Genomic DNA, 26488 nt, shown 5'->3' on the forward strand with positions numbered 1-26488 from the left:
AGATGTTCATAGCGCTGAAAAGGGCGATGATTTTATTGATCAGTTTCATGATTTTTATCCTGCGATAGTAGTGATATTTTCTGTGACTCATGTCACAAAAAGAAGTCTACTCCTCGGACATTTATCGATCAACAGTTTTGTGACTCAAATCACAAAATATTTAAAATGCCTTTTCAGTTTCATTTAAATTAAAACAAACCATAAAAAAAGCCAGCCTGGAAACCAGACTGGCTTTTTGACTTTCAAGCCGGTGTTACATCGCTTTTTTGGTCAACTCGATAACGCGCAGTTTAGCGATCGCTTTGGCCAGTTCCGCAGACGCCTGAGCGTAATCCACGTCACCATGAGAGCTCTTAATGTGCTCTTCAGCCTTACGTTTCGCTTCCAGAGCTCGCGCTTCGTCGAGGTCCTGGCCGCGAATAGCGGTATCAGCCAGAACGGTCACGCTACCAGGCTGCACTTCAAGAATGCCGCCGGACAGATAGATAAACTCTTCATGACCGAACTGTTTAACGATGCGAATCATACCAGGCTTAATGGCGGTGAGCAGCGGTGCGTGACCCGGGAAAATACCCAGTTCACCTTCGCTACCCGTTACCTGGATTTTCTCGACCAGACCAGAGAACATTTGTTGCTCTGCGCTGACGACGTCCAGGTGGTAAGTCATTGCCATATCACCCTCCGATTAAGGCGTTAAAGTTTTTTGGCTTTTTCCACTGCTTCGTCAATGGAACCGACCATGTAGAACGCCTGCTCCGGCAGGTGATCGTATTCGCCGTCCATGATGCCTTTAAAGCCACGGATGGTGTCTTTCAGCGAAACGTATTTACCTGGAGAACCGGTGAATACTTCTGCTACGAAGAATGGCTGGGACAGGAAGCGCTGAATTTTACGTGCGCGTGCTACCACCAGTTTGTCTTCTTCAGACAGCTCATCCATACCCAGGATGGCGATGATGTCTTTCAGTTCCTGATAACGCTGCAGGATGGACTGAACTCCACGAGCGGTGTCGTAGTGTTCCTGACCAACAACCAGCGGATCCAGCTGACGGCTGGTGGAGTCCAGCGGGTCAACCGCAGGGTAGATACCCAGGGAAGCGATCTGACGGCTCAGTACTACGGTTGCATCTAAGTGAGCAAAGGTAGTTGCTGGGGATGGGTCAGTTAAGTCATCCGCAGGTACGTATACCGCCTGTACGGAGGTGATAGAACCGGTCTTGGTGGAGGTGATACGTTCCTGCAGAACGCCCATCTCTTCCGCCAGAGTCGGCTGGTAACCTACCGCTGAAGGCATACGACCCAGCAGTGCAGATACTTCTGTACCGGCCAGGGTGTAACGATAGATGTTATCGACGAACAGCAGTACGTCACGACCTTCGTCACGGAATTTCTCAGCCATGGTCAGACCGGTCAGAGCAACGCGCAGACGGTTTCCCGGTGGCTCGTTCATCTGGCCATATACCAGGGATACTTTATCGATAACGTTGGAGTCGGTCATTTCGTGGTAGAAGTCGTTACCCTCACGAGTACGTTCACCTACGCCCGCAAACACGGAGTAACCGGAGTGCTCGATCGCGATGTTACGGATCAGCTCCATCATGTTTACGGTTTTACCAACACCCGCACCACCGAACAGACCGACTTTACCGCCCTTCGCGAACGGACACATCAGGTCGATAACTTTGATACCGGTTTCCAGCAGTTCCTGAGAGCTAGACAGCTCTTCGTAGGAAGGTGCAGCGCGGTGGATAGCCCAACGCTCTTCTTCACCGATGTCGCCTTTCATGTCTACTGGCTGACCCAGTACGTTCATGATACGACCCAGCGTAGCTTTACCTACCGGAACTTCGATTGGGTGCTCAAGGTCTTTAACATCCAGACCGCGACGCAGACCGTCGGAAGAACCCATAGCGATGGTACGTACGATACCGCCGCCGAGCTGCTGCTGAACTTCCAGCACCAGAACTTCATTACCATTCTGCACCTCAAGAGCTTCGTACACGCGCGGTACGGCATCCTGAGGGAATTCGACGTCAACTACGGCGCCGATTACCTGGACAATTTTTCCAGTAGCCATCTTGAATCCTCTACGAATTAACCTGGTTATACCGCGGATGCACCACCGACGATCTCGGTGAGTTCCTGAGTAATGCTGGCCTGTCGAGCTTTGTTGTATACCAACTGCAGCTCTTTAATCAGGCTGCCGCCATTGTCGGTCGCGGCTTTCATCGCCACCATACGTGCGGCCTGCTCGCTGGCCAGGTTTTCTACCACGCCCTGATAGACCTGAGATTCGACATAGCGACGCAGGAGGGTATCCAGCAGCGCTTTCGGATCGGGTTCGTACAGGTAATCCCAGGTTTTACGTTTCAGATCATCATCTTCTGAAGCCGGTAACGGCAGCAGTTGGACGATCGTCGGGACCTGAGACATGGTGTTAATAAATTTGTTGCTGACAATATAAAGCTTGTCCAGACGACCTTCGTCGTAGGCTTGCAACATCACTTTTACCGGACCGATAAGTTCGGACAGGGCAGGTTTATCGCCCATACCGGTTACCTGAGCGACAATGTTGCCACCTACGGAATTAAAGAAGGACACACCTTTAGAGCCGATCATTGCGAGGTCGCACTGAACGCCTTTTTCGGTCCATGCCTTCATATCCGCCAGCAGTTTCTTGAACAGGTTAATGTTCAAGCCACCGCACAGACCACGGTCGGTAGACACCACCAGGTAGCCCACGCGCTTAACGTCGCGTTCTTCCAGGTACGGGTGCTTATATTCCAGATTACCGTTCGCAAGGTGACCAATCACTTTGCGCATGGTATCTGCATAAGGACGGCTGGCCGCCATGCGATCCTGCGATTTACGCATTTTGGAAGCGGCGACCATCTCCATCGCTTTAGTGATCTTTTGCGTGTTCTGGACGCTTGCGATCTTACTACGTATCTCTTTTGCGCCGGCCATGAGCTTCTCCTCAATGCCTACGGCCTGCCCTAAGACAGGCCGTCAGACTTTACCAGGATTGGGTTGCTTTGAAGGAATCGAGGATGCCTTTCAGCTTGCCTTCGATTTCGTCGTTATAGCCACCGGACTGGTTGATCTCTTGCATCAACGGAGCGTGATCACGGTCAACGTAAGCCAGCAGAGCGGCTTCGAAGCTACCGATTTTCGCCAGCTCTACATCCGCCAGATAACCACGTTCTGCCGCGAACAGAACCAGAGACTGCTGCGCGACTGACATCGGCGCATACTGTTTCTGTTTCAGCAGTTCAGTCACTTTCTGACCATGGTCCAGCTGCTTACGGGTTGCATCGTCAAGGTCAGATGCGAACTGGGAGAACGCTGCCAGTTCACGATACTGTGCCAGAGCGGTACGGATACCACCGGACAGTTTCTTCATGATCTTGGTCTGAGCTGCACCACCAACACGGGATACGGAGATACCCGGGTTAACCGCAGGACGAATACCGGCGTTGAACAGGTTGGTTTCCAGGAAGATCTGACCATCGGTAATGGAAATTACGTTGGTCGGAACGAATGCGGAAACGTCACCAGCCTGCGTTTCGATAATCGGCAGAGCGGTCAGAGAACCCGTTTTCCCTTTCACTTCACCTTTGGTGAAGGTCTCAACGTATTCAGCGTTAACACGCGCAGCACGCTCCAGCAGACGGGAGTGCAGATAGAATACGTCGCCTGGGAATGCTTCACGTCCTGGTGGACGACGGAGCAGCAGGGAGATCTGACGGTAAGCGACAGCCTGTTTAGACAGGTCATCATAAATGATCAGCGCATCTTCGCCGCGGTCGCGGAAGTATTCGCCCATTGCGCAACCGGCATATGGTGCCAGGTACTGCAGTGCAGCGGATTCAGACGCGGTTGCTACAACAACGATGGTGTTAGCCAGCGCGCCGTGTTCTTCCAGTTTACGTACCACGTTAGAAATGGTGGACGCTTTCTGGCCGATAGCAACGTATACGCACTTGATGCCGGAATCACGTTGGTTGATGATGGCGTCGATTGCCAGCGCGGTTTTACCGGTCTGACGGTCGCCGATGATCAGTTCACGCTGACCACGACCGATTGGGATCATGGCATCAACGGATTTATAACCAGTCTGAACTGGCTGATCAACGGACTGACGTTCGATTACGCCTGGTGCGATAGCTTCAACGGCGGAGAAGCCGTCGTTGTCCAGCGCGCCTTTACCATCGATTGGTGCACCCAGGGTGTTAACCACACGGCCCAGCAGGCCACGGCCAACCGGAACTTCCAGGATACGACCAGTACACTTGACGGTCATGCCTTCGGCAAGGTCAGCGTACGGACCCATTACTACAGCACCTACGGAGTCGCGCTCCAGGTTCAGTGCGATAGCGTAACGGTTACCCGGCAGGGAGATCATTTCACCCTGCATACAATCGGCCAGGCCGTGGATGCGGATAACACCGTCACTTACAGAAACAATAGTACCTTCGTTGTGAGCTTCACTCACAACACTGAACTGAGCAATGCGCTGCTTGATCAGTTCGCTGATTTCGGTGGAATTCAGTTGCATGCTCCAGTCCCCTTAAGACTGCAAGACGTCTGCAAGGCGCTCAAGACGGCCGCGTACGCTGCCATCAATGACCATATCACCCGCACGGATGATAACGCCCGCCATTACAGACTTATCGATTTTGCAATTCAGCTTAACTTTGCGTGACAGACGCTTTTCCATCGCGGCGCTGATTTTCGCAAGCTGTTCTTCATTGAGCGCATTAGCGGAGATGACTTCTACCTCAGAGGTAGCTTCACTCGCGGCGCGCAGATGAATGAACTGCTCGAGAACATCCGGGAGCACTTTAAGACGACCATTTTCAGCCATCACCTTAATCAGGTTCTGGCCATTTTCGTCCAGTTGCTCACCGCATACTGCGATAAACGACTTAGAGAGCGTTTCCGGTGCCAGCGCACCAGACAGAAGCTCTGCCATTTGTTCGTTCTTCGTCACTTCGGCGGCAAACGCCAGCATGTCCTGCCAGCGATCTACGCTTTTGTGTTCGACGGCAAAGTCAAAAGCTGCTTTGGCGTAGGGGCGAGCTACCGTAACAAATTCAGACATCAGCCCCTCCCTCCTTACAGTTCAGCGACAAGTTTGTCCACGATGTCGCTGTTAGCAGCTTCATCCACGGAACGTTCGATGATCTTCTCGGCGCCAGCAACAGCCAGGATAGCGACTTGCTTACGCAGCTCTTCGCGGGCACGTTTACGCTCAGCATCAATTTCTGCCTGAGCCTGTGCCACGATTTTGTTACGTTCCTGCTCTGCTTCAGTTTTGGCTTCGTCCAGGATCTGAGAGCGACGTTTGTTCGCCTGCTCGATGATTACCTGGGCTTCCGCTTTCGCTTTTTTCAGCTGGTCGGTCGCATTGGCCTGTGCAAGGTCCAGATCCTTTTTAGCTCGTTCTGCAGAAGAAAGGCCGTCAGCAATTTCTTTTTGACGCTTTTCGATGGCTGCCATTAAAGGCGGCCATACGTACTTCATGCAGAACAGAACGAAGAGGACAAACGCGATGGCCTGGCCGAGGATTGTTGCGTTAAGATTCACAGCACAATGCCTCTTTATCTAGTTAACGTTCTGATATTGCTCTTACTTAATTCAAAGCAACGCTTACTACGCGACAGCGAACATCACGTACAGACCCAGACCTACAGCGATCATTGGGATAGCATCCACCAGACCCATAACGATAAAGAACTGAGTACGCAGCAGAGGAATCAGATCCGGTTGACGCGCTGCGCCTTCCAGGAATTTGCCCCCGAGGATGCCGATACCGATCGCAGCACCGATTGCCGCCAGACCCATCATCACAGCGGCAGCCATGTACAGCAGATCCATATTCAGGTTTTCCATGACAGTCTCCAGTTTGTTTCAGTTAAAACGTAGTAGTGTTGGTAAATTAATGCTCTTCAGACGCCATCGACAGATAGACAATCGTCAGAACCATGAAGATGAAGGCTTGCAGCGTAATGATCAGGATGTGGAAAATGGCCCACGGCACATTCAGAATCCACTGTGACCACCACGGCAACAGACCAGCAATCAGAATGAAAATCAGCTCACCGGCATACATGTTGCCGAACAGTCGCAGACCCAGAGATACCGGTTTGGACAGCAGGCTTACCCCTTCAAGGATTAAGTTGACAGGAATAAATGCCCAGTGATTGAACGGCTGCAGTGTCAGCTCTTTCGTGAAGCCACCGATGCCTTTCATTTTGATGCTGTAGAACAGAATCAGGATAAACACGCCCAGTGCCATAGACAGGGTAATGTTTACGTCCGCAGACGGAACCACGCGCAGCGCCGGCAGGCCCAGTATGTGCTCAGCAACATACGGCAGCAGGTCGATAGGCAGTAAGTCCATCAGGTTCATCAGGAAGACCCAGACGAAGATCGTCAGGGCTAGCGGTGCGATAACCTTGCTTTTGCCATGGTACATGTCTTTGACACTGCCATGAACAAAGCCGATTACCAGCTCAATCGCGGTCTGAAATTTACCTGGTACGCCGCTGGTTGCTTTTTTGGCAACGCTACGAAACGTAAGCAGGAACAACAGACCCAGCACCACCGAGAAGAACATGGAGTCAATATTGAGCGTCCAGAAGGTGGCTGGGGGGTTATGCGGATCTACCAGCGAGAAAGTACGCAGGTCCAGCTGAAGGTTATTCAGATGGTGTCCTATGTATTCCTGCGGCGTCATATTTTCAGAAGCCATGATGCCTTTTACCCTTTGTTGTTAATTACAGCGGGCGCCAGTATCTGAACCACTAGCACCAAAATCCATGTCACGATCAGCGGCAAGAACACCGCCTTTAAAACCGCCAGCGCCACGACCAGTAACACCAGCATCGCAAGCACTTTGAACGCTTCCCCGAAGGCGAACGTCCAGGCCACTCGGCCTTTAGCGGGTGTATGTACCTGGTGACGCCAGGCAAAAATCATAAACAACATATTAGGCAGTAACACTGCCAGGCCTCCGCACGCGGCGGAGATGCCCCAGAAGGGGTCTTTTAGGCTGAACAGCAATCCACTTGCTATCACTGCCAGAAGCTGAATGAACAGAAGCTTTCGTGCAACGTTTCGACTCACGAGCGACATAGACATCACGTTTGTACTCCTGCTCCCTTTGAGGTATGCCGCGTGTCGTATAAAACGTTCTTTAATGCTCTGAGTCAAGCATCAAAAAGCGGTCAAATTATACGGTGACACCCCGTGATTTCAAACAATAAGTAGCCAAAACGTGAATAAATATTTAATTATTTTTCATTCGCGCTGTTTTTCTACTTTTCGCCAAAGTGTGAACGATCGTACAAAACTGCAAATACACCGAAAATAGTGATTACAAAGCGTGCACGAGATCACATATTAAACATTTTCGAGCGAACCGCATAAATCATTGTAGCAAAACGGAAGTTCTCATCATTCTGATATATAAGACTTAATCCGCCCACTCTTTTAAAAACACCGCGATACAGAACAAAAACCATTCATTGACATTTATAATAATTTATTAACATGACAAAATGACGAATGGGCTGACTTTTAGCAGACTGATATTTTCCATGTTGACTATTTTAAGTCTTAACAAAAAAAGCCGCGTTACAATGAAGATAAACTTAAGTTAATCGCTGGTTAAATATAGCAGGTCACTGGCGCTAATTGTCGTGCATTTTTTAACACCAGAGCCCCCACTTTTTCTCTACTTTTTTTGATAAAAATTAAATTTTATTTGCTTTAATAATAACCAGATGACGCTCCCCTTCCAGCTGAGGAACGTTCAACGGCACCACGCTCTCGACGCTAAACGGCGCAGGAAGCTGAGCGATTTCCTCTTCCGGAAGCTGTCCCTTCAATGCGTAAAAGCGCCCAGCGTCACCTGGAAGGTGATGGCACCAGGTCACCATGTCAGTCAGCGAAGCAAATGCACGGCTAATCACGCCGTCAAACGGCGGTTCAGCCGGAAAGTCTTCAACGCGGCTCTGCACCGGCGTGATGTTAGTCAGCGCTAACTCGTGCTGTACCTGGCGCAGGAAGCGGACACGTTTACCCAGGCTATCCAGCAGCGTGAAGTGAGCATCTGGACGCACGATGGACAGCGGAATACCCGGCAGGCCAGGACCGGTACCGACGTCGATAAAGCGTTCACCTTTGAGCGACGGCGCTACCACGATGCTGTCGAGAATATGGCGGACCAGCATCTCGTTAGGATCGCGAACCGAAGTCAGGTTGTAGGCTTTGTTCCACTTGTGCAGCATATCCACGTATGCCACAAGCTGGTTTTTCTGGTGATCGGAGAGGGAAATTCCTGCTTCATTCAGCAGTCGGGAGAGTTTGTTGAGCACGGAGAATACCTGTTAGCGATAATCTGCCGGAAGACGGCTTCGCCCTATCCGGCCTAGGTTATTGGCCCGGCAAGCGTAGCGCTACCGGGCATGTTCGGTGCATTAAGCGCTGCGGCGCAGCAGCCCCTGTTTTTTCAGCCATACCAGCAGAATAGAGATTGCTGCAGGCGTGATCCCGGAGATACGAGACGCCTGGCCTATCGAAACCGGTTTGTGATCGTTGAGTTTAGCGATCACTTCGTTGGACAGGCCGTTAACCTGGCGGTAGTCCAGCGTTGCAGGCAGCAGGGTGTTTTCGTTGCGCTGCTGTTTCTCGATTTCATCCTGCTGACGGGCGATATAGCCTTCGTATTTAACCTGAATTTCTACCTGCTCTGCCGCCTGTTCATCTTCCAGCATAGGAACAAATGGCGTCAACGCGGTCAGCTGTTCGTAGGTCATTTCCGGGCGACGCAGCAGATCTTCACCGCTGGCTTCGCGCGTGAGTGGCGCACTCAGGTGAGCATTCACTTCGGCCGCAGACTCCGATGATGGTGTAATCCAGGTAGACTTCAGACGCTGGCGTTCACGTTCGATGTTCTCCAGTTTCTCGTTGAAACGAGCCCAACGAACGTCATCCACCATGCCCAGCTCACGACCGATTTCGGTCAGACGCAGGTCGGCGTTGTCTTCACGCAGCATCAGGCGGTATTCAGCGCGGGAAGTGAACATGCGGTACGGTTCTTTGGTACCGAGCGTGCAAAGATCGTCCACCAGCACCCCGAGGTAAGCCTGATCGCGACGTGGCGCCCAGCCCTCTTTGTCGGCAGACAAACGGGCTGCGTTAAGCCCAGCCAGCATGCCCTGGGCGGCAGCTTCTTCATAGCCGGTAGTGCCGTTGATTTGTCCCGCAAAGAACAGACCGTGGATAAATTTGCTTTCCAGCGTGAGTTTCAGGTCGCGTGGATCGAAGAAATCGTACTCAATGGCGTAGCCAGGACGAACGATTCGCGCGTTTTCCATCCCCTGCATGGAACGGACAATTTGCATCTGCACATCAAACGGCAGGCTGGTGGAGATACCGTTTGGATAAATTTCGTTGGAGGTGAGTCCTTCCGGCTCCAGGAATACCTGATGCTGGTTACGATCGGCAAAGCGCATCACTTTATCTTCGATCGATGGGCAATAGCGCGGGCCGATCCCTTCGATCACGCCAGCGTACATTGGGCTGCGATCGAGGTTATTGCGGATCACCTCATGCGTTTTTTCGTTGGTATGCGTGACGTAGCACGGCATCTGGCGAGGATGCTGAGCGGCGTTCCCCAGGAAGGAGAAGACCGGCAGCGGATTATCGCTGTTTTGCTGGCCAAGGACGCTAAAGTCGATGGTACGCGCATCGATACGCGGTGGCGTACCGGTCTTGAGGCGACTGACGCGCAGCGGCAGTTCGCGCAGACGGCGAGACAGCGGGATAGACGGCGGATCGCCTGCGCGGCCACCGCTGTAGTTATCCAGGCCAATGTGAATCTTGCCGTCGAGGAAGGTACCCACGGTCAGTACCACGGCTTTGGCGCGGAATTTAAGACCCATCTGGGTGACGGCACCAACGACGCGATCGTTTTCAACAATCAGATCTTCAACCGCCTGCTGGAAGATCATCAGGTTCGGTTGGTTCTCCAGCGCAGTGCGTACCGCCTGACGATAGAGCACGCGATCCGCCTGTGCACGGGTGGCGCGAACGGCCGGGCCTTTGCTGGCGTTTAGTATCCTAAACTGAATGCCTGCCTGGTCGATCGCCGTCGCCATCAGGCCGCCAAGGGCATCCACTTCTTTTACCAGGTGTCCTTTCCCAATGCCGCCAATCGCCGGGTTGCAGCTCATCTGCCCCAACGTGTCGATATTGTGTGTCAAAAGCAGAGTCTGTTGACCCATACGCGCTGCGGCCATCGCGGCCTCAGTGCCTGCATGACCCCCGCCAATGATGATGACGTCAAAAGGATCCTGATAAAACATGGTGGTTTGCCTCGCGTAAAGCGGTGTGAAAATGGATTGAAGCCCGGGCCGTGGATTCTACTCAACTTTAGTCGATGGAGAAAGGGTTCGGATCTTGGGTATTAAAAAGAAGATCTTTTTATTTAGAGATCTGTTCTATTGTGATCTCTTATTAGGATCGCCAACCTTTGTGGATAAGTCCGAACCGTATTTTAAGATCAACCGTTTAAGAAGGATCGTTAGCTGTGAATGATCGGTGATCCTGTTCAGTATAAGCTGGGATCAAAACGAAGGGTTATGCACAGGTCAAAAACCAGACACGAGTTATTCTTTGGATAACTACCGGTTGATCCAAGCTTTTAACCAGAGTTATCCACACAATAAATTCCGATCTTTACAAATCTCTGAGCAAAAGATGCCACGATCCCAACCAGATTTCGGCCGGATCTTCAGGAATCTCATGTTCGAGCACGTTGATCTTCAGCGTTTCACCAATCTGTTTGGCCCCGCAGGCCTTCAGTTCGGCATCCAGCTTGTCGATCGCGCCGCAAAACGTGTCATATTCGCGGCTACCAATCCCGATTGCGCCGAAGCGAACCTGAGAGAGATCCGGTTTTTGCTCACGTAATGCTTCATATAAAGGCAGCAGGTTGTCAGGAATGTCTCCTGCACCGTGCGTGGAGCTGATAACCAGCCAGATCCCTTCCATCGGCACATCATCCAGCATCGGCCCGTGCAGCATTTCGCTGGTAAAACCGGCATCTTCCAGTTTTTCAGCCAAATGCTCTGCTACATATTCCGCACTGCCGAGAGTACTGCCGCTGATAAGAGTGATATCTGCCATGATCGCCCACCTATATATAGAGGAGGGCATTGTACGCTGTGTGTGAGCTGGGATCTACCTGTGGAAAAATGTGGGATTAAAAAAGCCGATCATGGCTTGATGGTACGCATGATCGGGTTCTGCAGGACGATCAGGGTTTCGGTGGACTGAATTTCATCAATTGTTTGGATCTTGTTGATAAGTACCTGCTGCAGGGCATCGATGGATTTGCACATCACCTTAATAAAGATGCTGTAGTGCCCGGTGGTGTAGTATGCCTCGGTGACCTCGTCCAGGCTTTCCAGCCTTGCCAGCGCCGAAGGATAATCCTTGGCGCTCTTCAGAATGATGCCGATAAAGCAGCCTACGTCATAACCCAGCTGCTTAGGACTGACGTCGACGTGCGCACCGGTAATGATGCCCGCCTGCTTCATCTTCTCTACACGAACGTGAATCGTGCCCGGGCTCACGGCGAACTGTTTGGCCAGTTCGGCATAGGCGGTACGGGCATTGGCCATTAACGCCTCAAGGATGCCGCGATCCAGATTGTCGATTTGATAATTTTCCATAGCTTTTTCTTATGAAGATTAATGATTCACTCTATTTTAGCCTGTTATTTTATTGAATCAAAAGTGAGTAAGGCTTTTTATTGTTTGATTATTGAATTGGTGTCCTGTTTTGTTGCTTAATCAATACCAACAGGACGCAGGAGTAAAAATAATGAAAACCGCATACATCGCAAAACAACGCCAGATTAGTTTCGTTAAATCCTATTTTTCCCGTCAGCTGGAAGAGAAGCTAGGGCTCGTAGAAGTCCAGGCGCCGATCTTAAGTCGTGTGGGAGATGGGACACAGGACAACCTGTCTGGTTGCGAGAAGGCGGTTCAGGTGAAAGTGAAAACACTGCCAGATGCCCAGTTCGAAGTGGTTCACTCCCTTGCGAAGTGGAAACGTCAAACCCTGGGACAACACGACTTCAGCGCGGGCGAAGGGCTGTACACGCACATGAAGGCCCTTCGCCCCGATGAAGACCGACTCACCGCGATTCACTCCGTTTACGTTGACCAGTGGGACTGGGAGCGCGTAATGGGTGATGAAGAGCGCCATATCGGTACGCTGGAAAGCACCGTGAAGGCAATCTGGGCGGGCATTAAAGAAACCGAAGCAGCCGTGAGCAAAGAATTTGGTCTGACACCGTTCCTGCCAGAACAGATCCACTTCGTTCATAGCGAAACGCTGCTGAGCCGCTACCCCGGCCTTGATGCGAAAGGGCGTGAGCGTGCGATTGCCAAAGAGCTGGGCGCGGTCTTCCTGATCGGGATCGGCGGTAAACTGTCTGACGGCCAGCGTCACGATGTCCGTGCGCCGGACTATGACGACTGGAGTACCCAGAGTGCTTCCGGCCTCTCTGGCCTGAACGGTGATATTCTGGTGTGGAACCCGGTGCTGGAAGACGCTTTCGAGCTTTCCTCTATGGGGATCCGCGTTGACGCTAAAGCACTGAAGCACCAGTTGGCGTTAACCGGCGATGAAGATCGTCTGCAGCTTGAATGGCACCAGGCGCTGCTGCGCGGTGAAATGCCGCAGACGATTGGCGGTGGGATTGGTCAGTCTCGTTTGACGATGCTGCTGCTGCAACTCTCCCATATCGGGCAGGTACAGTGCGGCGTATGGCCAGCGCAGGTTCGTGAGAGCGTCTCCGCCCTGCTGTAATGCTTACATCAACGCTGCCAGCGTCTTAGCAGGCGGCTTCTCAACCCGGTATCAAAGCGCCAGATATGATCGAAGATGCGCATGATCCCGGGTTTTCCATGTGCACACATCGCCACCGCATGAAATCGGTGCTGATATTTATGCTGCAAATCCCCTACCTTCTTCACCACTTCATCCGGCAGTCGCTGGGCGATAAAATCGGAAATGACCACCGCGTCTGCATCCTGCCATTGCGGGTTTTGCAGCTGCTCAATCACCGCACGCAGACAGCTTGCCATATCGGTACCGCCGCGAAAGCGCGGGCTTAAAAAGCGGATTGCCTGCTCCAGCCCCTGACGATCGGTAAGCTCATAGCGCACCACTTCCGTGGAGAACAGCATAATGTAGCAGCGACGGTTATCCGCCAGCGCTACGCGCATCAGTGCAAGGCAGAAGGCTTTGGCGCACTGCTCGTTGAAGCCGCCCATCGAGCCGGAAGTATCCACGCAGACCACAAACGGGCCGCGCGGCTGTTCATCTTCATCCTGACGAACCACCGGGCGCTCGGTGACCTTCTCACGCCAGGCATCGCCGTGCAGGCGGTAGGTCAGCAGCTGCTTCTCCACCAGCCGGCGGTAAAATTCATACTCCAGCTCGGTCATCCCTAGCGTTGCCAGCTCCGGTGGCAGAAGACGCAGAATATCGTCGCTTTGCTGAATGCCATCGACCTGCTCTGGCACGGTGGAGGGTTCGCGCACCATGGTGCGGAAGGTCTCCATCGGCGCATCTTTCTTCGGTACGGATTTCGCTTCTCGGGAGCGCCCGAGTTGTTCAGCCAGACGCATCAGCTCCGGCTGCTGGCTGAGAAACTCGCCGTATTTGACGATCAGCTGATAGTCGCCGCGCTTGAGCTGCCCGGCGCTCATATCCCACAGCCGCCCACCGGCACTGTCGTTCTCCACCAGCACCGGCTCCAGCTGGCCGCTTAAGGTCATACGCTCCTGCACTTCGCTCAACAGTTGTTCGCGCTCTTCTTCTAGCATCTGCTGGTTAAGCGACGTTACCTGAACGACCAGGCTCAGCCGCCAGCGTTGCAGGAACAGGGTATGTAGCGCGGGGGTGAAGGTCGCATTGTTGGCGACAAGCTGCTGCGCCTGTGTTGCAAACGGCGAATGTAGCCGCGTTAGTAGCGCCAGAATCTGCGGCAGTTGAACGATAAACTGCGCGGTGGAAAGCAGCTGACTCTGCTGGTAGCAAATGACCTCTTCTTCCAGCTCCGGCGGAACCGGCGCCCCTTTCAGGCGGCCCTTAAAGGTGTCTCGCCAGCGGGGGAGATCGTCGGTAATCGCAGTTTTTAAACGAGGAAACTTTTCAAAAAAGATAGCCAACTGCGGCGAGGCCAGCAGGGCGATGATCATCTCTTCGATCATCCCCTCTTCGCTGACCGCCAGCATGACGTTGAGCGTATCGATAGTCAGCATTAAAGCTGCGCCTGCTTAATTTGCGCAGCCACATCCTGCAGGCTGGCTTCAATTCGGCCGAGCCACTCTTCATTAATAAAGAGGCATTTTTGCTGTTCGCTAAAGCGGTTGTGCTGCTGGTGCCACTCTTCATCCAGCGCGAGCAGTTGCTGGCGGATTTCCGCCGGCATATTCTCCGTCGTCCCCGTTCCGGGTAATGACAGGCGCGTTCCCTGAAGACTGACATCCCGCACTACCAGGTGCTGGCTGGCGTCGACTTCCATATTCAGCGCCAGCGCAAAGCCGATGCCGTTGAGCTTGCCGCGGATTTCGCCGCTCTTCTCCAGCCAGTTTGCCAGTGCCTGACGGTCAAAAGCGATGTGAATAACGTCGATATCGTGCAGTTTGAGCGGTTTTTGCAGCAGCAGCGTCACCGTTGGCGACTGCACCTCTGACGGCAGCTCATAGTGGGGCTTGCGGCTGAACATGCCGCCGAGTCGGGTGACCTTCAGCGCCGTTTTGTCGCTTTGCTGCTGCTGAATTTGCAGACGCTGCTGGGTAATAGCGCCCAGCTTATTGAGCATCGCCTGCTGCTGCCACGCATGCCCGGTCATCAAAATATCTATTTGTTGTTGAAGCAGATTTCGACTTTCAGCGTCATGCCAGAGACACTCTTTTAAGAGGATCAGATCGATAGGCGCGATCGTGTCGCGGCCGCTGAAAAAGGCGCAGGCCTGAAGCAGACGGATCGCTTTTTTCCAGCGACGGTCAGAGACGTAAGGCGCATTTGGCAGATTATCGAGCTGCTGGCGTAGGGTGAAGATCAATTCAAACACCGCATCCGGCAACTTCACGTTGCCGATATCCTTCTGCCACTGGAAGTACTCTTCATCGGTGACCTGAAGGTTGGCCGGAATCGGGTTGTCGTTCTCGTCCTGCTGGCTAATCAGCATCGATCGGAAATTGCCTTTGTCCTGTACTTTGTCGAGCCACAGGCGAATCAGCATACGGTCATACAGCGCTTCGAGGCTGCTTTCCGCTTCCGGCAGTTCGTTGGAGGCCGTCACCAGCAGGCGCATCGGGATTTTTTCGACGCTGGCGCCGTTACGGAAGTGGCGTTCGTTAATGGCGGTCAGCAAGGTGTTCAGAATCGCCGGGCCGGCTTTCCAGATCTCATCAAGGAAGACGATTTCTGCCTCTGGTAAGTAGCCGGCGGTCAGACGCTCATAGCGCCCCTCATCTTTTAAGGCCTGAATAGAGAGCGGGCCGAATACCTCTTCGGGCGTAGAGAAACGGGTCATCAGGTATTCAAAGGCACGGGCGTGCTGGAAGGCAAACTTCAGGCGGCGGGCTATCAGGCTTTTGGCGATACCTGGAGGGCCGAGTAAAAACACGCTCTCACCGCTGAGGGCCGCCAACAGACAGAGCCGCATGGCGTGGCTACGCTCAAAAAGGCCCTTCTCCAGCGCGCTGCTCAGGCGCGAAATTCTTTCTGCTAATAAATGTGGTTGCGCCATAATTAAGTTGCGTCCTTTCACCGTTTATTCTGCTAACTGGCTGAGTATAGACGTATAACTCTTTAGGTGAATAGCCTGAATAGTACCTCGCTATTTATTGAGGCAGGTTAAGATGACGCAATTAAGGGGTACGATTTTGATGTTAATCGTGCATACTGTGCGCTTTTGGTGGGCCAAGGGACTAGGCACACATTTGTTTCGTAAACGAAAGACTAGTCTATGAGCACTGATAAGAAACAATCTTTATCAGCGATTACACTCGCTGCAATTGGCGTGGTATACGGCGATATCGGTACCAGCCCTCTTTATACGCTTCGTGAATGTTTGTCTGGGCAGTTTGGTTTTGGCGTTGAACGTGACGCGGTTTTTGGCTTCCTGTCATTAATTTTCTGGCTGCTGATTTTTACAGTATCACTTAAATACATTACCTTCGTGATGCGGGCGGATAACGCCGGTGAAGGCGGGATCCTTACGCTGATGTCACTTGCTGGGCGTAATACCTCCGCAAAGACGACATCAATACTGGTGATCCTTGGGCTTATTGGGGGAAGCTTCTTCTATGGTGAAGTGGTCATTACCCCGGCTATCTCGGTGATGTCGGCGATCGAAGGTCTGGAGATCATCGCGCCTACGCTTGATACCTGGATTGTCCCCATTTCAATCATCGTCCTGACGCTGCTTTTTGCTATCCAGAAGCACGGTACCAGCATGGTCGGCAAACTGTTCGCGCCGATTATGCTTATCTGGTTCCTGCTGCTGGCGGTACTGGGCGCGCGGAGTATTATTGCTAACCCGGAAGTCCTGCATGCCCTGAACCCTTACTGGGCGGTGAACTTCTTCCTGCAATATAAAACCGTCTCTTTCGTTGCATTGGGCGCGGTGGTGCTGTCGATTACCGGCGTGGAAGCGCTGTATGCCGATATGGGACACTTCGGGAAATTACCGATTCGTCTGGCCTGGTTCTCGGTGGTTCTGCCATCACTGGTGCTGAACTACTTTGGTCAGGGCGCACTGTTGTTAAAGCACCCGGAAGCGATTAAGAACCCGTTCTTCCTGTTGGCCCCTGATTGGGCGCTGATCCCAATGCTGGTGATTGCGGCATTGGCGACGGTTATCGCCTCTCAGGCGGTTATCTCCGGGGTCTTCTCGTTGACTCGCCAGGCGGTGCGCCTGGGGTATCTGTCACCGATGCGCATTATTCATACCTCGGAAATGGAGTCCGGCCAGATCTATATCCCGTTTATCAACTGGCTGCTTTATATCTCGGTGGTGGTGGTTATCGTCAGCTTTGAGCACTCCTCAAACCTGGCGGCGGCGTACGGTATTGCCGTGACCGGGACCATGGTGCTGACGACGATTCTGTTCACTACGGTGGCACGCAAGAACTGGCGCTGGAACAAGTTCTTTGTGGCGCTGCTGTTCGTGGCGTTTATGTGCATCGACATTCCGCTGTTCTCGGCGAACCTCGATAAAATCGTCTCCGGCGGTTGGCTGCCGCTGACCCTTGCGCTGATCATGTTCACCATCATGACTACCTGGAAAAGCGAGCGTTTCCGCCTGCTGCGTCGTATGCATGAACACGGTAATTCCCTGGAAGCGATGATTGCTTCACTGGAGAAATCGCCGCCGGTACGTGTACCGGGCACCGCGGTGTATATGTCTCGTGCGCTGAACGTGATTCCGTTTGCCATGCTGCATAACCTCAAGCACAACAAGGTGCTGCACGAGCGGGTTATCCTGCTGACGCTGCGTACCGAAGATGCGCCGTACGTACATAACGTTCGCCGCGTGCAGATTGAGCAGCTCTCGCCTACCTTCTGGCGCGTCGTGGCCAGCTACGGCTGGCGTGAAACGCCAAACGTGGAAGAGGTGTTCCACCGCTGCGGTCTGGAAGGCTTAAGCTGCCGAATGATGGAAACCTCGTTCTTTATGTCGCATGAGTCGCTGATTGTCGGCAAGCGTCCGTGGTACCTGCGCCTGCGCGGCAAGCTTTACCTGCTGCTGCAGCGCAACGCGCTTCGCGCGCCGGATCAGTTCGAGATCCCGCCAAACCGCGTTATCGAACTGGGTACCCAGGTCGAAATCTAATGCTATCAACGGCCTCCCTCATTTTGACGGAGGGCGTTTTTTTATCCCCTCCCCTTTGTTCGCGAAACGTTTCGATGGCGATCACATTTCTATAACCTGATGGTGGTTTTCTGTTCGCTCTTCAGACTAAACTGATGCTAGCGAAACGTTTCGCTAGTGGAGCAAGAAAACAAAATGAAGAAAGGCACGGTACTCAACTCTGAAATCTCGTCGGTTATCTCCCGTTTGGGGCATACCGATACGCTGGTGGTGTGCGATGCGGGTTTACCTATTCCCCGCAGCACGGCGCGCATTGATATGGCGCTGACCCAGGGCGTTCCCACCTTTATGCAGGTGCTGGGCGTGGTGACGCAGGAGATGCAGGTCGAGGCCGCCATTCTCGCCGCGGAAATTCAGCAACATAATCCGCAGCTCCACGAAGCGTTGCTCAAACATATTGAGCAGCTGCAGCAACACCAGGGAAACACCATTGATGTTCGTTACGTCTCACATGAACAGTTCAAACAACAAACCGCAGACAGTCAGGCGGTGATTCGCAGCGGGGAGTGTTCCCCGTATGCGAATATCATTCTCTGTGCTGGCGTCACCTTCTGAGGCCATCATGGACGCACTCTTACAACTGAAAGGGATCGATAAATCGTTCCCGGGCGTAAAGGCACTCTCCGGCGCCGCGCTTAACGTCTACTCTGGTCGCGTGATGGCGCTGGTGGGTGAAAACGGCGCGGGCAAATCCACCATGATGAAAGTGCTGACCGGGATCTACACCCGCGATGCCGGTTCATTATTATGGCTGGGTAAAGAGACCACCTTTAATGGTCCTAAATCTTCCCAGGAAGCCGGTATCGGCATCATCCACCAGGAGCTGAACCTGATCCCGCAACTGACGATTGCCGAGAACATTTTCCTCGGCCGTGAGTTCGTGAATCGCTTTGGCAAAATTGACTGGAAAAAGATGTACGCCGAGGCCGATATCCTGCTGGCAAAACTCAATCTGCGCTTTAAGAGCGACCGCCTGGTGGGCGACCTCTCTATCGGCGATCAGCAGATGGTGGAAATTGCCAAGGTGCTGAGCTTTGAGTCGAAGGTCATCGTAATGGATGAACCGACTGATGCACTGACCGATACCGAAACCGAGTCCCTGTTCCGCGTTATCCGCGAGCTGAAATCGCAGGGGCGCGGCATTGTTTATATCTCCCACCGTATGAAAGAGATTTTCGAGATCTGCGACGACGTCACCGTCTTCCGCGACGGGCAGTTTATTGCCGAGCGTGAAGTGGCGAGCCTCGATGAAGACCGCCTGATTGAAATGATGGTCGGACGTAAGCTCGAAGATCAGTACCCGCATCTCGATAAAGCGCCGGGTGAAATCCGCCTGAAGGTGGACGCACTGTGTGGGCCAGGCGTGGAAAACGTCTCCTTCACGTTGCGTAAAGGCGAAATCCTGGGCGTTGCCGGGTTGATGGGCGCAGGCCGTACCGAACTGATGAAGGTGCTATACGGCGCGCTGCCGCGTACCAGCGGCTATGTAACCCTCGACGGGCATGAAGTGGTGACCCGTTCGCCGCAGGATGGCCTGGCAAACGGCATCGTGTATATCTCCGAAGACCGTAAGCGCGATGGCCTGGTGCTGGGCATGTCGGTGAAAGAGAACATGTCGCTGACCGCGCTGCGCTACTTCAGCCGTGCCGGCGGTGGCCTGAAGCATAAAGACGAACAGCAGGCGGTTGGCGACTTTATCCGTCTGTTTAACGTCAAAACCCCTTCCATGGAACAGGCTATCGGCCTGCTCTCCGGCGGTAACCAGCAGAAAGTGGCGATTGCCCGCGGCCTGATGACCCGTCCGAAGGTGCTGATCCTCGATGAACCGACGCGTGGCGTCGACGTCGGGGCGAAGAAAGAGATTTACCAGCTTATCAACCAGTTCAAGGCTGACGGCCTGAGCATCATTCTGGTCTCTTCCGAGATGCCAGAAGTCCTGGGGATGAGCGATCGCATTATTGTGATGCATGAAGGGCATCTCGGCGGTGAGTTTTCACGCGAGCAGGCCACCCAGGAAGTATTAATGGCTGCCGCAGTGGGCAAGCTTAACCGCGTGAACCAGGAGTAAAAAAGATGACAACCCAGTCTGTGGCGGGTCGCCGCTATTTCACTAAAGCATGGCTGCTGGAGCAAAAATCGCTGATAGCCCTGCTGGTGCTGATAGCGATTGTATCGACCATGAGCCCGAACTTTTTTACCGTCAATAACCTGTTCAACATCCTGCAGCAAACCTCCGTGAATGCGATCATGGCGGTTGGGATGACGCTGGTCATTTTAACGTCGGGGATCGACCTGTCCGTCGGTTCTCTGCTGGCGTTGACCGGCGCGGTCGCCGCGTCGATTGTGGGCATCGAAGTTAATGCGCTGGTGGCGGTTGCTGCCGCACTCGCATTAGGTGCCGCAATCGGGGCCGTTACCGGCGTTATTGTCGCCAAAGGGCGCGTTCAGGCGTTTATCGCCACGCTGGTGATGATGCTGTTGCTGCGCGGTGTGACCATGGTGTACACCAACGGCAGTCCGGTGAATACTGGGTTTACCGATAACGCCGATGTCTTCGGCTGGTTCGGGATTGGTCGTCCGCTGGGCATCCCTACTCCGGTATGGATCATGGGGATTGTCTTCCTGGCCGCGTGGTACATGCTGCATCACACCCGTCTGGGTCGTTATATCTATGCGCTGGGTGGTAATGAAGCGGCAACGCGTCTTTCCGGTATCAGCGTTAATAAAGTCAAAATTATCGTCTACTCTCTGTGCGGGCTGCTGTCGGCGCTGGCGGGGATTATCGAAGTGGCGCGTCTCTCCTCTGCGCAACCGACGGCGGGTACCGGCTATGAGCTGGATGCTATCGCGGCGGTGGTGCTGGGCGGAACCAGCCTGGCAGGCGGTAAAGGTCGTATCGTCGGCACGCTTATCGGTGCGCTGATTCTTGGGTTCTTGAACAACGGTTTGAACTTGTTAGGCGTTTCTTCTTATTACCAGATGATCGTTAAAGCAGTCGTCATTTTGCTGGCGGTGCTGGTGGACAACAAAAAGCAGTAATTCACGACACTACAGGACATCTTAGATATGAACATGAAAAAACTGGCTACCCTGGTTTCTGCGGTTGCGCTGAGCGCCACCGTGAGTGCGAACGCGATGGCGAAAGACACCATTGCGCTGGTTATCTCTACCCTGAATAACCCGTTCTTCGTCTCCCTGAAGGATGGCGCGCAGAAAGAAGCCGATAAACTGGGTTACAACCTGGTGGTTCTGGACTCACAGAATAACCCGGCGAAAGAGCTGGCTAACGTTCAGGATTTAACGGTTCGTGGCACCAAAATTCTGCTGATCAACCCAACTGACTCCGATGCCGTAGGTAACGCCATCAAGATGGCTAACCAGGCAAAAATCCCGGTTATCACCCTGGACCGCGTCGCCTCTAAAGGTGAGGTCGTGAGCCACATTGCTTCCGATAACGTACTGGGCGGTAAAATCGCGGGTGATTACATCGCGAAGAAAGCCGGTGAAGGTGCGAAGGTTATCGAACTGCAGGGGATTGCCGGGACTTCCGCAGCGCGCGAGCGTGGCGAAGGCTTCCAGCAGGCCGTTGCCGCTCACAAATTTAACGTCCTGGCGAGCCAGCCTGCCGATTTTGACCGTACTAAAGGCCTGAACGTGATGCAGAACCTGCTGACTGCGCACCCAGACGTGAAAGCGGTCTTCGCACAGAACGACGAAATGGCGCTGGGTGCACTGCGTGCGCTGCAGACCGCCGGTAAATCCGATGTGATGGTGGTTGGGTTTGACGGTACGCCTGATGGCGAGAAAGCGGTAAAAGATGGCAAACTGGCGGCGACTATCGCGCAGTTACCTGACCAGATCGGTGCTACCGGCGTGGAAACCGCTGACAAAGTGCTGAAAGGCGAAAAGGTCCAGGCGAAATATCCTGTTGACCTGAAGCTGGTAATTAAGCAGTAATAACGCGAATGCGATTCAGGCTCTCGCAGCCTGAGGGACAACATCAAAAATAAAAGCAGGGCACGCGCCACCGGTAAGTCAGCCGGTGGCGCATCTTACCGGACACTCTGAAAATGAAAACCGCAGGCAAACTCGTCGTCCTTGGCAGCATCAATGCCGATCACATTCTCAATCTTGAATCTTTCCCGACGCCTGGCGAAACCGTCACCGGTAGCCATTATCAGGTCGCTTTTGGCGGTAAAGGCGCAAACCAGGCGGTTGCCGCCGGGCGCAGCGGTGCGGATATCGCGTTTATTGCCTGCACGGGCGACGACGATATTGGTGAGCGCATCCGCAAACAGTTACAGGTTGACCGCATTGACGTTGCGCCGGTAAGCGCCGTGGCGGGCGAGTCGACCGGTGTGGCGCTGATCTTCGTGAACGGCGAAGGCGAAAACGTTATTGGTATCCATGCCGGAGCCAACGCCGCATTATCAACTTCATTAGTCGATGCGCAGCGTGAACGTATCGCTAAGGCCGATGTGCTGTTGATGCAGCTTGAATCACCGCTGGACAGCGTACTGTTGGCCGCGCAGATTGCCCACCAGAACCAGACCACCGTGGTATTAAACCCGGCCCCGGCGCGCGAGCTGTCGGATGAACTCCTGTCGCTGGTGGATATCATTACCCCGAATGAAACCGAAGCCGAGAAGCTGACCGGCGTGCGGGTAGAAAACGATGAAGACGCCGCGCAAGCTGCGAAGGTCCTGCATGCCAAAGGTATCGATACGGTGATCATCACTCTCGGTAGCCGTGGTGTATGGGCCAGCGTGAAGGGCGAAGGGCGTCGCGTTCCTGGTTTTAAAGTCCAGGCCATCGATACCATCGCGGCGGGCGACACCTTTAACGGTGCACTGATGACCGCGCTGCTGGAAAACACGCCGCTGGCGGAGGCGCTGCGCTTTGCTCATGCAGCTGCAGCGATCGCCGTGACGCGTAAAGGCGCTCAGCCATCGGTTCCATGGCGTGAAGAGATCGACGAATTCTTACGTCAACAGGGGTAATGCTTGGCCACGATGAAGGATGTTGCTCGCCTGGCGGGCGTTTCCACCTCAACCGTATCGCACGTCATCAATAAAGACCGTTTCGTCAGCGAAGCGATTACCGAGAAAGTTGATGCGGCCATCAAAACGCTGAACTACGCGCCGTCGGCGCTGGCGCGTAGCCTCAAGCTGAATCAGACCCATACTATTGGCATGCTGATCACCGCCAGTACCAACCCGTTCTACTCTGAACTGGTGCGCGGCGTCGAGCGTAGCTGCTTTGAGCGCGGCTATAGCCTGGTGCTGTGTAACACTGAAGGCGATGAGCAGCGAATGAACCGCAATCTTGAGACGCTGATGCAAAAGCGTGTCGATGGGCTGCTGCTGCTGTGCACCGAAACGCACCAGCCGTCGCTGGAGATCATGCAGCGCTACCCTTCTATTCCTTCCGTGATGATGGACTGGGCACCGTTTGACGGTGACAGCGACCTGATTCAGGATAATTCGCTGTTTGGCGGCGATATGGCGACCCGTTACCTGATTGAACGCGGCCATACGCGTATTGCCTGTATTGCTGGCCCGCTGGATAAAACCCCGGCGCGTTTGCGTCTGGAGGGATACCGGGAAGCGATGCATAACGCGAAGCTGCCCATCCTGGACGGCTATGAGATTACCAGCGACTTCGAATTCGGCGGTGGTCTGGAGGCGATGCAGCAGTTGCTGAAGCATCCCGAGCGCCCGGATGCGGTCTTTGTCGGCAATGATGCCATGGCGGTCGGCGCCTATCAGGCGCTGTATCAGGCCGGTTTACGTATTCCACAGGACATGGCGGTGATTGGCTATGATGACATCGAGCTGGCGCGCTATATGACACCGCCGCTGACCACCATTCACCAACCGAAAGATGAACTTGGCGAGCTGGCGATTGATGTGCTGATTCATCGTATCGCCCAGCCCGGGCAGAAACAGCAGCGTATGCAGCTGACGCCCGAGCTGGTGGTTCGCGGCTCGGTGTGAGGCTAGTGCTTTTCTTTTATTAGGTTGCGGCCATCTTTCGGCCGCAGCAGCAGGAACATCAGCGCGGATATCGCCGTAATCACACCCATGGTAATAAAGGTATAGTGGAACTGATCGATGGTTGAGCCCACGATACTCTGGTAGGAACGTAGCACCGCGGCACTGATGGCGACCCCCAGACTAATCGACAACTGTTGGGTCACCGCCAGCAGACTATTGCCGCCGCTGGCGTTATCGTCCGTCAGGTCGGCAAGCGTAATGGTGTTCATCGAGGTGAACTGCGTCGACATCGCCATCCCCAGCACCAGCAGCGGCAGAATCAGCATCCATATCGGCATCGACGGCGATTGCAGTGAGAACTGCGCGATCATCAGGCCAATAAACAGCGTGACTCCCACCAGTGTTTTCCGATAGCCCAAACGGCGCAGTACGGCAGTGACGGTCGATTTCGCAATAATCGAACCGATAGCCGTCGGCGCCATCATGCAGCCCGCGATCAGCGCTGGATAACCGAAGCCCACCTGGAGCATCAAGGGCATCAGGAACGGTACGCAGCCGGTGCCCAGGCGTGTTGCCAGGTTTCCGGCGATACCGACGGAAAAGGTGCGCGTTTTGAACAGCGACAGTGAAATCAGCGGCGTAGGGTGCTTGCGCGCGTGGCGGATATAGGCGAGCAGCAGAAGGATGCTGAGCAGGACTATCATTAATGCCACCCAGCCCGACACGATCTGCTCCCCGAGCAGCTCCATACCGATGGAGAACAGTACCAGGCTTAGCCCGAAGAGCAGGAAACCGGAGAAGTCGAAGCGCCGCCGCGGCGTGGTGAAGTTCGGCATATATTTTCGGGCGTACAGCATCCCGACAACGCCAATCGGTATGTTAATGAGGAAAATCCAGTGCCAGGTGGCCCAGGTAACGAATACGCCGCCGAGCACTGGGCCAAGAATCGGCCCAATCAGGCCCGGCATGGTGACAAAGTTAAGTACCGGCAGCAGTTCGCTGCGCGGATAGGCGCGCAGTAACGCCAGGCGCGCGACGGGCATCATCATGGCGCCGCCAATCCCTTGAATCACCCGGAAGATAACCAGCTCAGTTAATGAAGAAGAGAGCGCACAGGCCAGAGAGCCCAGAGTGAACAGGCTCACCGCTAACATAAAGACGCGGCGGGTACCGAAACGGTCGGCCAGCCAACCGCTCACCGGGATCAGCATCGCGACGGTCAGCGTATAGCTGATAATCGCCGACTGCATGGCCAGCGGCGAACGGTTCAGGCTGTGGGCGATGGCCGGAAGGGCGGTATTCAGGATGGTGGCGTCCAGCGCCTGCATAAAGAAGGCCATTGCCGCTATCCACGGCAGACCAGCCATACTCCGCGCTTTCTTTTCAGTCATGCGATGTCCTCTATACGGCTTCCCGGATATGCGGCGCGTTTAATAACGCCTGACATGCCAGAAACGCCTGCTGACCGTCGCCATCCTGGATAGCATCAACAATGGCCTGGTGGCTATCCAACTCGATTACTTCATCTTCAGTAATAGAGGTGAAATAGATGTGGTACACCGAATGGAAGAGCTTGGCGAAGGAGGTCAGAAACGGGTTCGCGCTCATTTCATAGATGTGCTCGTGCCAGGAGGTGTCGATATCAATCCAGCGAGTACGGTCGAACGCTTTCTCTAGCGTCGCCATCTCTTCCATTAATGTGTTGAGATGTGCCTTCTGTTCAGCCGTGCCTAACGTCGCGGCTAGCATGCAGGCCTGCGGCTCGAGGCTGCGGCGCAGTACCAGGAAGTGTTTCATCACCGACTGGAAGTTATCTGCGGTCAGCCACCAGGAGATAAGTTCGGTGTCGAGGAAGTTCCAGTGTGCCTGAGGCATGACGCGCGTACCAATGCGCGGGCGCGGGAGCAGCATGCCTTTTGCCGAAAGCGTTTTTACCGCTTCACGAACGGCGGTTCGGCTGACGCCGAAAATCTCGCCCAGCTCCATCTCGCCGGGGAGGATGCTTTCCGGCGGGTATTCACCGGTTAATATCTTCTGGGCTATTTTCTCAGCCAGGACCCAGGAGATGTTCTTTTGAGCTGCCAGTTGCTGTGCGCTTAGAGACATAAATGCCATTCCTATTATTTATCTTTCTTTAGTATGCCATTTGATGTGCTGAATCGGTGTTAAAAACAGCAGTTCGGGCCTTTAACGGTGCATTGCTGCACGATTTGTTGAAAAAGAGAGCGGGCGATAAATTATTTTAAATTTATGCTTGCGGGATCTCAATTACTCCCTATAATGCGGCCCCACTGAGACGGAACAACGGCAAACAAGCCGCCGGGTCAGCGAGATTCTCCTGAGAAACTCGGCAGAGAAAAGCGAAATTAAACGCTTGACTCTGAAAGAGGAAAGTGTAATATATGCCACCTCGCAACAGTGAGCGAAAGCCGTGTTGCACTGCTCTTTAACAATTTATCAGACAATCTGTGTGGGCACTCGAAGATACGGATTCTTAACGTCGCAAGACGATAAATGAA

Annotated in this window: 25 protein-coding genes; 8 read left to right on the forward strand and 17 right to left on the reverse strand. The window is 53.7% G+C overall.

What is annotated here, in order from left to right; genetic code table 11:
• Positions 1 to 253 precede the first annotated feature (253 nt).
• The 13 genes from FHC49_RS21090 to asnC form a co-directional block, all read right to left on the reverse strand.
• Positions 254 to 673 (reverse strand): F0F1 ATP synthase subunit epsilon, encoded by a 420-nt coding sequence (locus tag FHC49_RS21090; protein WP_003023809.1) that lies wholly within the window; start codon positions 671 to 673, stop codon positions 254 to 256.
• Positions 674 to 693: 20 nt separating this feature from the next.
• Positions 694 to 2076 (reverse strand): F0F1 ATP synthase subunit beta, encoded by a 1383-nt coding sequence (gene atpD, locus FHC49_RS21095; RefSeq protein WP_035893613.1) that lies wholly within the window; start codon positions 2074 to 2076, stop codon positions 694 to 696.
• A 26-nt stretch (positions 2077 to 2102) separates the two neighbouring features.
• Complete coding sequence (atpG, locus tag FHC49_RS21100) at positions 2103 to 2966, reverse strand: F0F1 ATP synthase subunit gamma (RefSeq protein WP_185668166.1); 864 nt, start codon at positions 2964 to 2966, stop codon at positions 2103 to 2105.
• A gap of 49 nt (positions 2967 to 3015) precedes the next feature.
• Positions 3016 to 4557 (reverse strand): F0F1 ATP synthase subunit alpha, encoded by a 1542-nt coding sequence (gene atpA, locus FHC49_RS21105; protein ID WP_166515109.1) that lies wholly within the window; start codon positions 4555 to 4557, stop codon positions 3016 to 3018.
• Between the two features lie 12 nt (positions 4558 to 4569).
• On the reverse strand, positions 4570 to 5103 hold the full coding sequence (atpH, locus tag FHC49_RS21110) for a F0F1 ATP synthase subunit delta (RefSeq protein WP_035893618.1): 534 nt from the start codon (positions 5101 to 5103) through the stop codon (positions 4570 to 4572).
• Between the two features lie 14 nt (positions 5104 to 5117).
• Positions 5118 to 5588: a F0F1 ATP synthase subunit B gene (atpF, locus tag FHC49_RS21115; protein WP_035893620.1), complete on the reverse strand. Its 471-nt coding sequence runs from the start codon at positions 5586 to 5588 to the stop codon at positions 5118 to 5120.
• Positions 5589 to 5654: 66 nt separating this feature from the next.
• Positions 5655 to 5894 (reverse strand): F0F1 ATP synthase subunit C, encoded by a 240-nt coding sequence (gene atpE, locus FHC49_RS21120; protein ID WP_000429386.1) that lies wholly within the window; start codon positions 5892 to 5894, stop codon positions 5655 to 5657.
• 46 nt (positions 5895 to 5940) lie between these two features.
• Complete coding sequence (gene atpB / locus FHC49_RS21125; protein ID WP_166515107.1) at positions 5941 to 6756, reverse strand: F0F1 ATP synthase subunit A; 816 nt, start codon at positions 6754 to 6756, stop codon at positions 5941 to 5943.
• An 8-nt stretch (positions 6757 to 6764) separates the two neighbouring features.
• The gene (gene atpI, locus FHC49_RS21130; protein WP_185668168.1) at positions 6765 to 7145 is read right to left on the reverse strand and encodes a F0F1 ATP synthase subunit I; all 381 of its coding nucleotides are present in this window, start codon (positions 7143 to 7145) and stop codon (positions 6765 to 6767) included.
• A gap of 614 nt (positions 7146 to 7759) precedes the next feature.
• Entirely contained in the window at positions 7760 to 8383 is a 624-nt protein-coding gene (gene rsmG / locus FHC49_RS21135; RefSeq protein WP_185668169.1) for a 16S rRNA (guanine(527)-N(7))-methyltransferase RsmG, read from the reverse strand.
• Positions 8384 to 8485: 102 nt separating this feature from the next.
• The gene (gene mnmG, locus FHC49_RS21140; protein ID WP_185668170.1) at positions 8486 to 10375 is read right to left on the reverse strand and encodes a tRNA uridine-5-carboxymethylaminomethyl(34) synthesis enzyme MnmG; all 1890 of its coding nucleotides are present in this window, start codon (positions 10373 to 10375) and stop codon (positions 8486 to 8488) included.
• A 373-nt stretch (positions 10376 to 10748) separates the two neighbouring features.
• Positions 10749 to 11198, reverse strand: coding sequence for an FMN-binding protein MioC (mioC, locus tag FHC49_RS21145; RefSeq protein WP_185668171.1), 450 nt, complete (start codon positions 11196 to 11198; stop codon positions 10749 to 10751).
• Positions 11199 to 11287: 89 nt separating this feature from the next.
• Positions 11288 to 11746 carry a transcriptional regulator AsnC gene (gene asnC, locus FHC49_RS21150; RefSeq protein ID WP_035893632.1) on the reverse strand — a complete coding sequence of 153 codons (459 nt, stop codon included), beginning with the start codon at positions 11744 to 11746 and terminating at the stop codon, positions 11288 to 11290.
• A 151-nt stretch (positions 11747 to 11897) separates the two neighbouring features.
• On the opposite strand from asnC, the gene asnA reads away from it, so the two are divergent.
• On the forward strand, positions 11898 to 12890 hold the full coding sequence (gene asnA, locus FHC49_RS21155) for an aspartate--ammonia ligase (RefSeq protein WP_185668172.1): 993 nt from the start codon (positions 11898 to 11900) through the stop codon (positions 12888 to 12890).
• A gap of 8 nt (positions 12891 to 12898) precedes the next feature.
• Here the strand turns inward: asnA and viaA are convergent, their stop codons facing one another.
• Entirely contained in the window at positions 12899 to 14350 is a 1452-nt protein-coding gene (viaA, locus tag FHC49_RS21160; protein WP_220440795.1) for an ATPase RavA stimulator ViaA, read from the reverse strand.
• Positions 14350 to 15846: an ATPase RavA gene (gene ravA / locus FHC49_RS21165; RefSeq protein WP_185668174.1), complete on the reverse strand. Its 1497-nt coding sequence runs from the start codon at positions 15844 to 15846 to the stop codon at positions 14350 to 14352. The genes viaA and ravA overlap by 1 nt, the downstream gene beginning before the upstream one ends.
• Before the next feature lie 219 nt (positions 15847 to 16065).
• Here ravA and kup point away from each other — a divergent pair, with 219 nt between their 5' ends.
• The 7 genes from kup to rbsR all read left to right on the forward strand — a co-directional run bounded on the left by kup (position 16066) and on the right by rbsR (position 23969).
• Positions 16066 to 17934, forward strand: coding sequence for a low affinity potassium transporter Kup (kup, locus tag FHC49_RS21170; RefSeq protein WP_185668175.1), 1869 nt, complete (start codon positions 16066 to 16068; stop codon positions 17932 to 17934).
• A 174-nt stretch (positions 17935 to 18108) separates the two neighbouring features.
• Complete coding sequence (rbsD, locus tag FHC49_RS21175) at positions 18109 to 18528, forward strand: D-ribose pyranase (protein WP_123650958.1); 420 nt, start codon at positions 18109 to 18111, stop codon at positions 18526 to 18528.
• A gap of 7 nt (positions 18529 to 18535) precedes the next feature.
• Positions 18536 to 20041 carry a ribose ABC transporter ATP-binding protein RbsA gene (gene rbsA / locus FHC49_RS21180; protein ID WP_220440796.1) on the forward strand — a complete coding sequence of 502 codons (1506 nt, stop codon included), beginning with the start codon at positions 18536 to 18538 and terminating at the stop codon, positions 20039 to 20041.
• Positions 20042 to 20046: 5 nt separating this feature from the next.
• A complete protein-coding gene (gene rbsC / locus FHC49_RS21185) occupies positions 20047 to 21012 on the forward strand; it encodes a ribose ABC transporter permease (protein ID WP_035893646.1) in 966 nt (321 codons plus the stop codon).
• Between the two features lie 27 nt (positions 21013 to 21039).
• The gene (gene rbsB / locus FHC49_RS21190; protein ID WP_035893648.1) at positions 21040 to 21930 is read left to right on the forward strand and encodes a ribose ABC transporter substrate-binding protein RbsB; all 891 of its coding nucleotides are present in this window, start codon (positions 21040 to 21042) and stop codon (positions 21928 to 21930) included.
• A gap of 113 nt (positions 21931 to 22043) precedes the next feature.
• A complete protein-coding gene (gene rbsK, locus FHC49_RS21195) occupies positions 22044 to 22973 on the forward strand; it encodes a ribokinase (protein WP_220440797.1) in 930 nt (309 codons plus the stop codon).
• Between the two features lie 3 nt (positions 22974 to 22976).
• Positions 22977 to 23969 carry a ribose operon transcriptional repressor RbsR gene (rbsR, locus tag FHC49_RS21200; protein ID WP_185668179.1) on the forward strand — a complete coding sequence of 331 codons (993 nt, stop codon included), beginning with the start codon at positions 22977 to 22979 and terminating at the stop codon, positions 23967 to 23969.
• 2 nt (positions 23970 to 23971) lie between these two features.
• On the opposite strand, the gene mdtD is transcribed toward rbsR, so the two are convergent.
• Positions 23972 to 25360 (reverse strand): multidrug transporter subunit MdtD, encoded by a 1389-nt coding sequence (mdtD, locus tag FHC49_RS21205; RefSeq protein ID WP_185668180.1) that lies wholly within the window; start codon positions 25358 to 25360, stop codon positions 23972 to 23974.
• Between the two features lie 10 nt (positions 25361 to 25370).
• Entirely contained in the window at positions 25371 to 26075 is a 705-nt protein-coding gene (locus FHC49_RS21210; RefSeq protein ID WP_185668181.1) for a FadR/GntR family transcriptional regulator, read from the reverse strand.
• Between the last annotated feature and the right edge of the window lie 413 nt (positions 26076 to 26488).

Origin of the sequence: Kluyvera sp. EC_51 (assembly GCF_019584505.1) — a bacterium.
Classification (GTDB): domain Bacteria; phylum Pseudomonadota; class Gammaproteobacteria; order Enterobacterales; family Enterobacteriaceae; genus Kluyvera; species Kluyvera sichuanensis.

Coding starts and splice junctions, on each gene's coding strand:
- kup (WP_185668175.1), top strand. CDS start 16,066: ATGAGCACTGATAAGAAACAATCTTTATCAGCGATTACACTCGCTGCA.
- asnC (WP_035893632.1), bottom strand. CDS start 11,746: ATGGAAAATTATCAAATCGACAATCTGGATCGCGGCATCCTTGAGGCG.
- FHC49_RS21090 (WP_003023809.1), bottom strand. CDS start 673: ATGGCAATGACTTACCACCTGGACGTCGTCAGCGCAGAGCAACAAATG.
- mnmG (WP_185668170.1), bottom strand. CDS start 10,375: ATGTTTTATCAGGATCCTTTTGACGTCATCATCATTGGCGGGGGTCAT.
- rbsC (WP_035893646.1), top strand. CDS start 20,047: ATGACAACCCAGTCTGTGGCGGGTCGCCGCTATTTCACTAAAGCATGG.
- mdtD (WP_185668180.1), bottom strand. CDS start 25,360: ATGACTGAAAAGAAAGCGCGGAGTATGGCTGGTCTGCCGTGGATAGCG.
- asnA (WP_185668172.1), top strand. CDS start 11,898: ATGAAAACCGCATACATCGCAAAACAACGCCAGATTAGTTTCGTTAAA.
- rbsA (WP_220440796.1), top strand. CDS start 18,536: ATGGACGCACTCTTACAACTGAAAGGGATCGATAAATCGTTCCCGGGC.
- rbsB (WP_035893648.1), top strand. CDS start 21,040: ATGAACATGAAAAAACTGGCTACCCTGGTTTCTGCGGTTGCGCTGAGC.
- ravA (WP_185668174.1), bottom strand. CDS start 15,846: ATGGCGCAACCACATTTATTAGCAGAAAGAATTTCGCGCCTGAGCAGC.
- atpI (WP_185668168.1), bottom strand. CDS start 7,145: ATGTCTATGTCGCTCGTGAGTCGAAACGTTGCACGAAAGCTTCTGTTC.
- atpH (WP_035893618.1), bottom strand. CDS start 5,103: ATGTCTGAATTTGTTACGGTAGCTCGCCCCTACGCCAAAGCAGCTTTT.
- rbsK (WP_220440797.1), top strand. CDS start 22,044: ATGAAAACCGCAGGCAAACTCGTCGTCCTTGGCAGCATCAATGCCGAT.
- atpA (WP_166515109.1), bottom strand. CDS start 4,557: ATGCAACTGAATTCCACCGAAATCAGCGAACTGATCAAGCAGCGCATT.
- mioC (WP_185668171.1), bottom strand. CDS start 11,198: ATGGCAGATATCACTCTTATCAGCGGCAGTACTCTCGGCAGTGCGGAA.
- FHC49_RS21210 (WP_185668181.1), bottom strand. CDS start 26,075: ATGTCTCTAAGCGCACAGCAACTGGCAGCTCAAAAGAACATCTCCTGG.
- viaA (WP_220440795.1), bottom strand. CDS start 14,350: ATGCTGACTATCGATACGCTCAACGTCATGCTGGCGGTCAGCGAAGAG.
- atpG (WP_185668166.1), bottom strand. CDS start 2,966: ATGGCCGGCGCAAAAGAGATACGTAGTAAGATCGCAAGCGTCCAGAAC.
- atpB (WP_166515107.1), bottom strand. CDS start 6,756: ATGGCTTCTGAAAATATGACGCCGCAGGAATACATAGGACACCATCTG.
- rbsD (WP_123650958.1), top strand. CDS start 18,109: ATGAAGAAAGGCACGGTACTCAACTCTGAAATCTCGTCGGTTATCTCC.
- atpD (WP_035893613.1), bottom strand. CDS start 2,076: ATGGCTACTGGAAAAATTGTCCAGGTAATCGGCGCCGTAGTTGACGTC.
- atpE (WP_000429386.1), bottom strand. CDS start 5,894: ATGGAAAACCTGAATATGGATCTGCTGTACATGGCTGCCGCTGTGATG.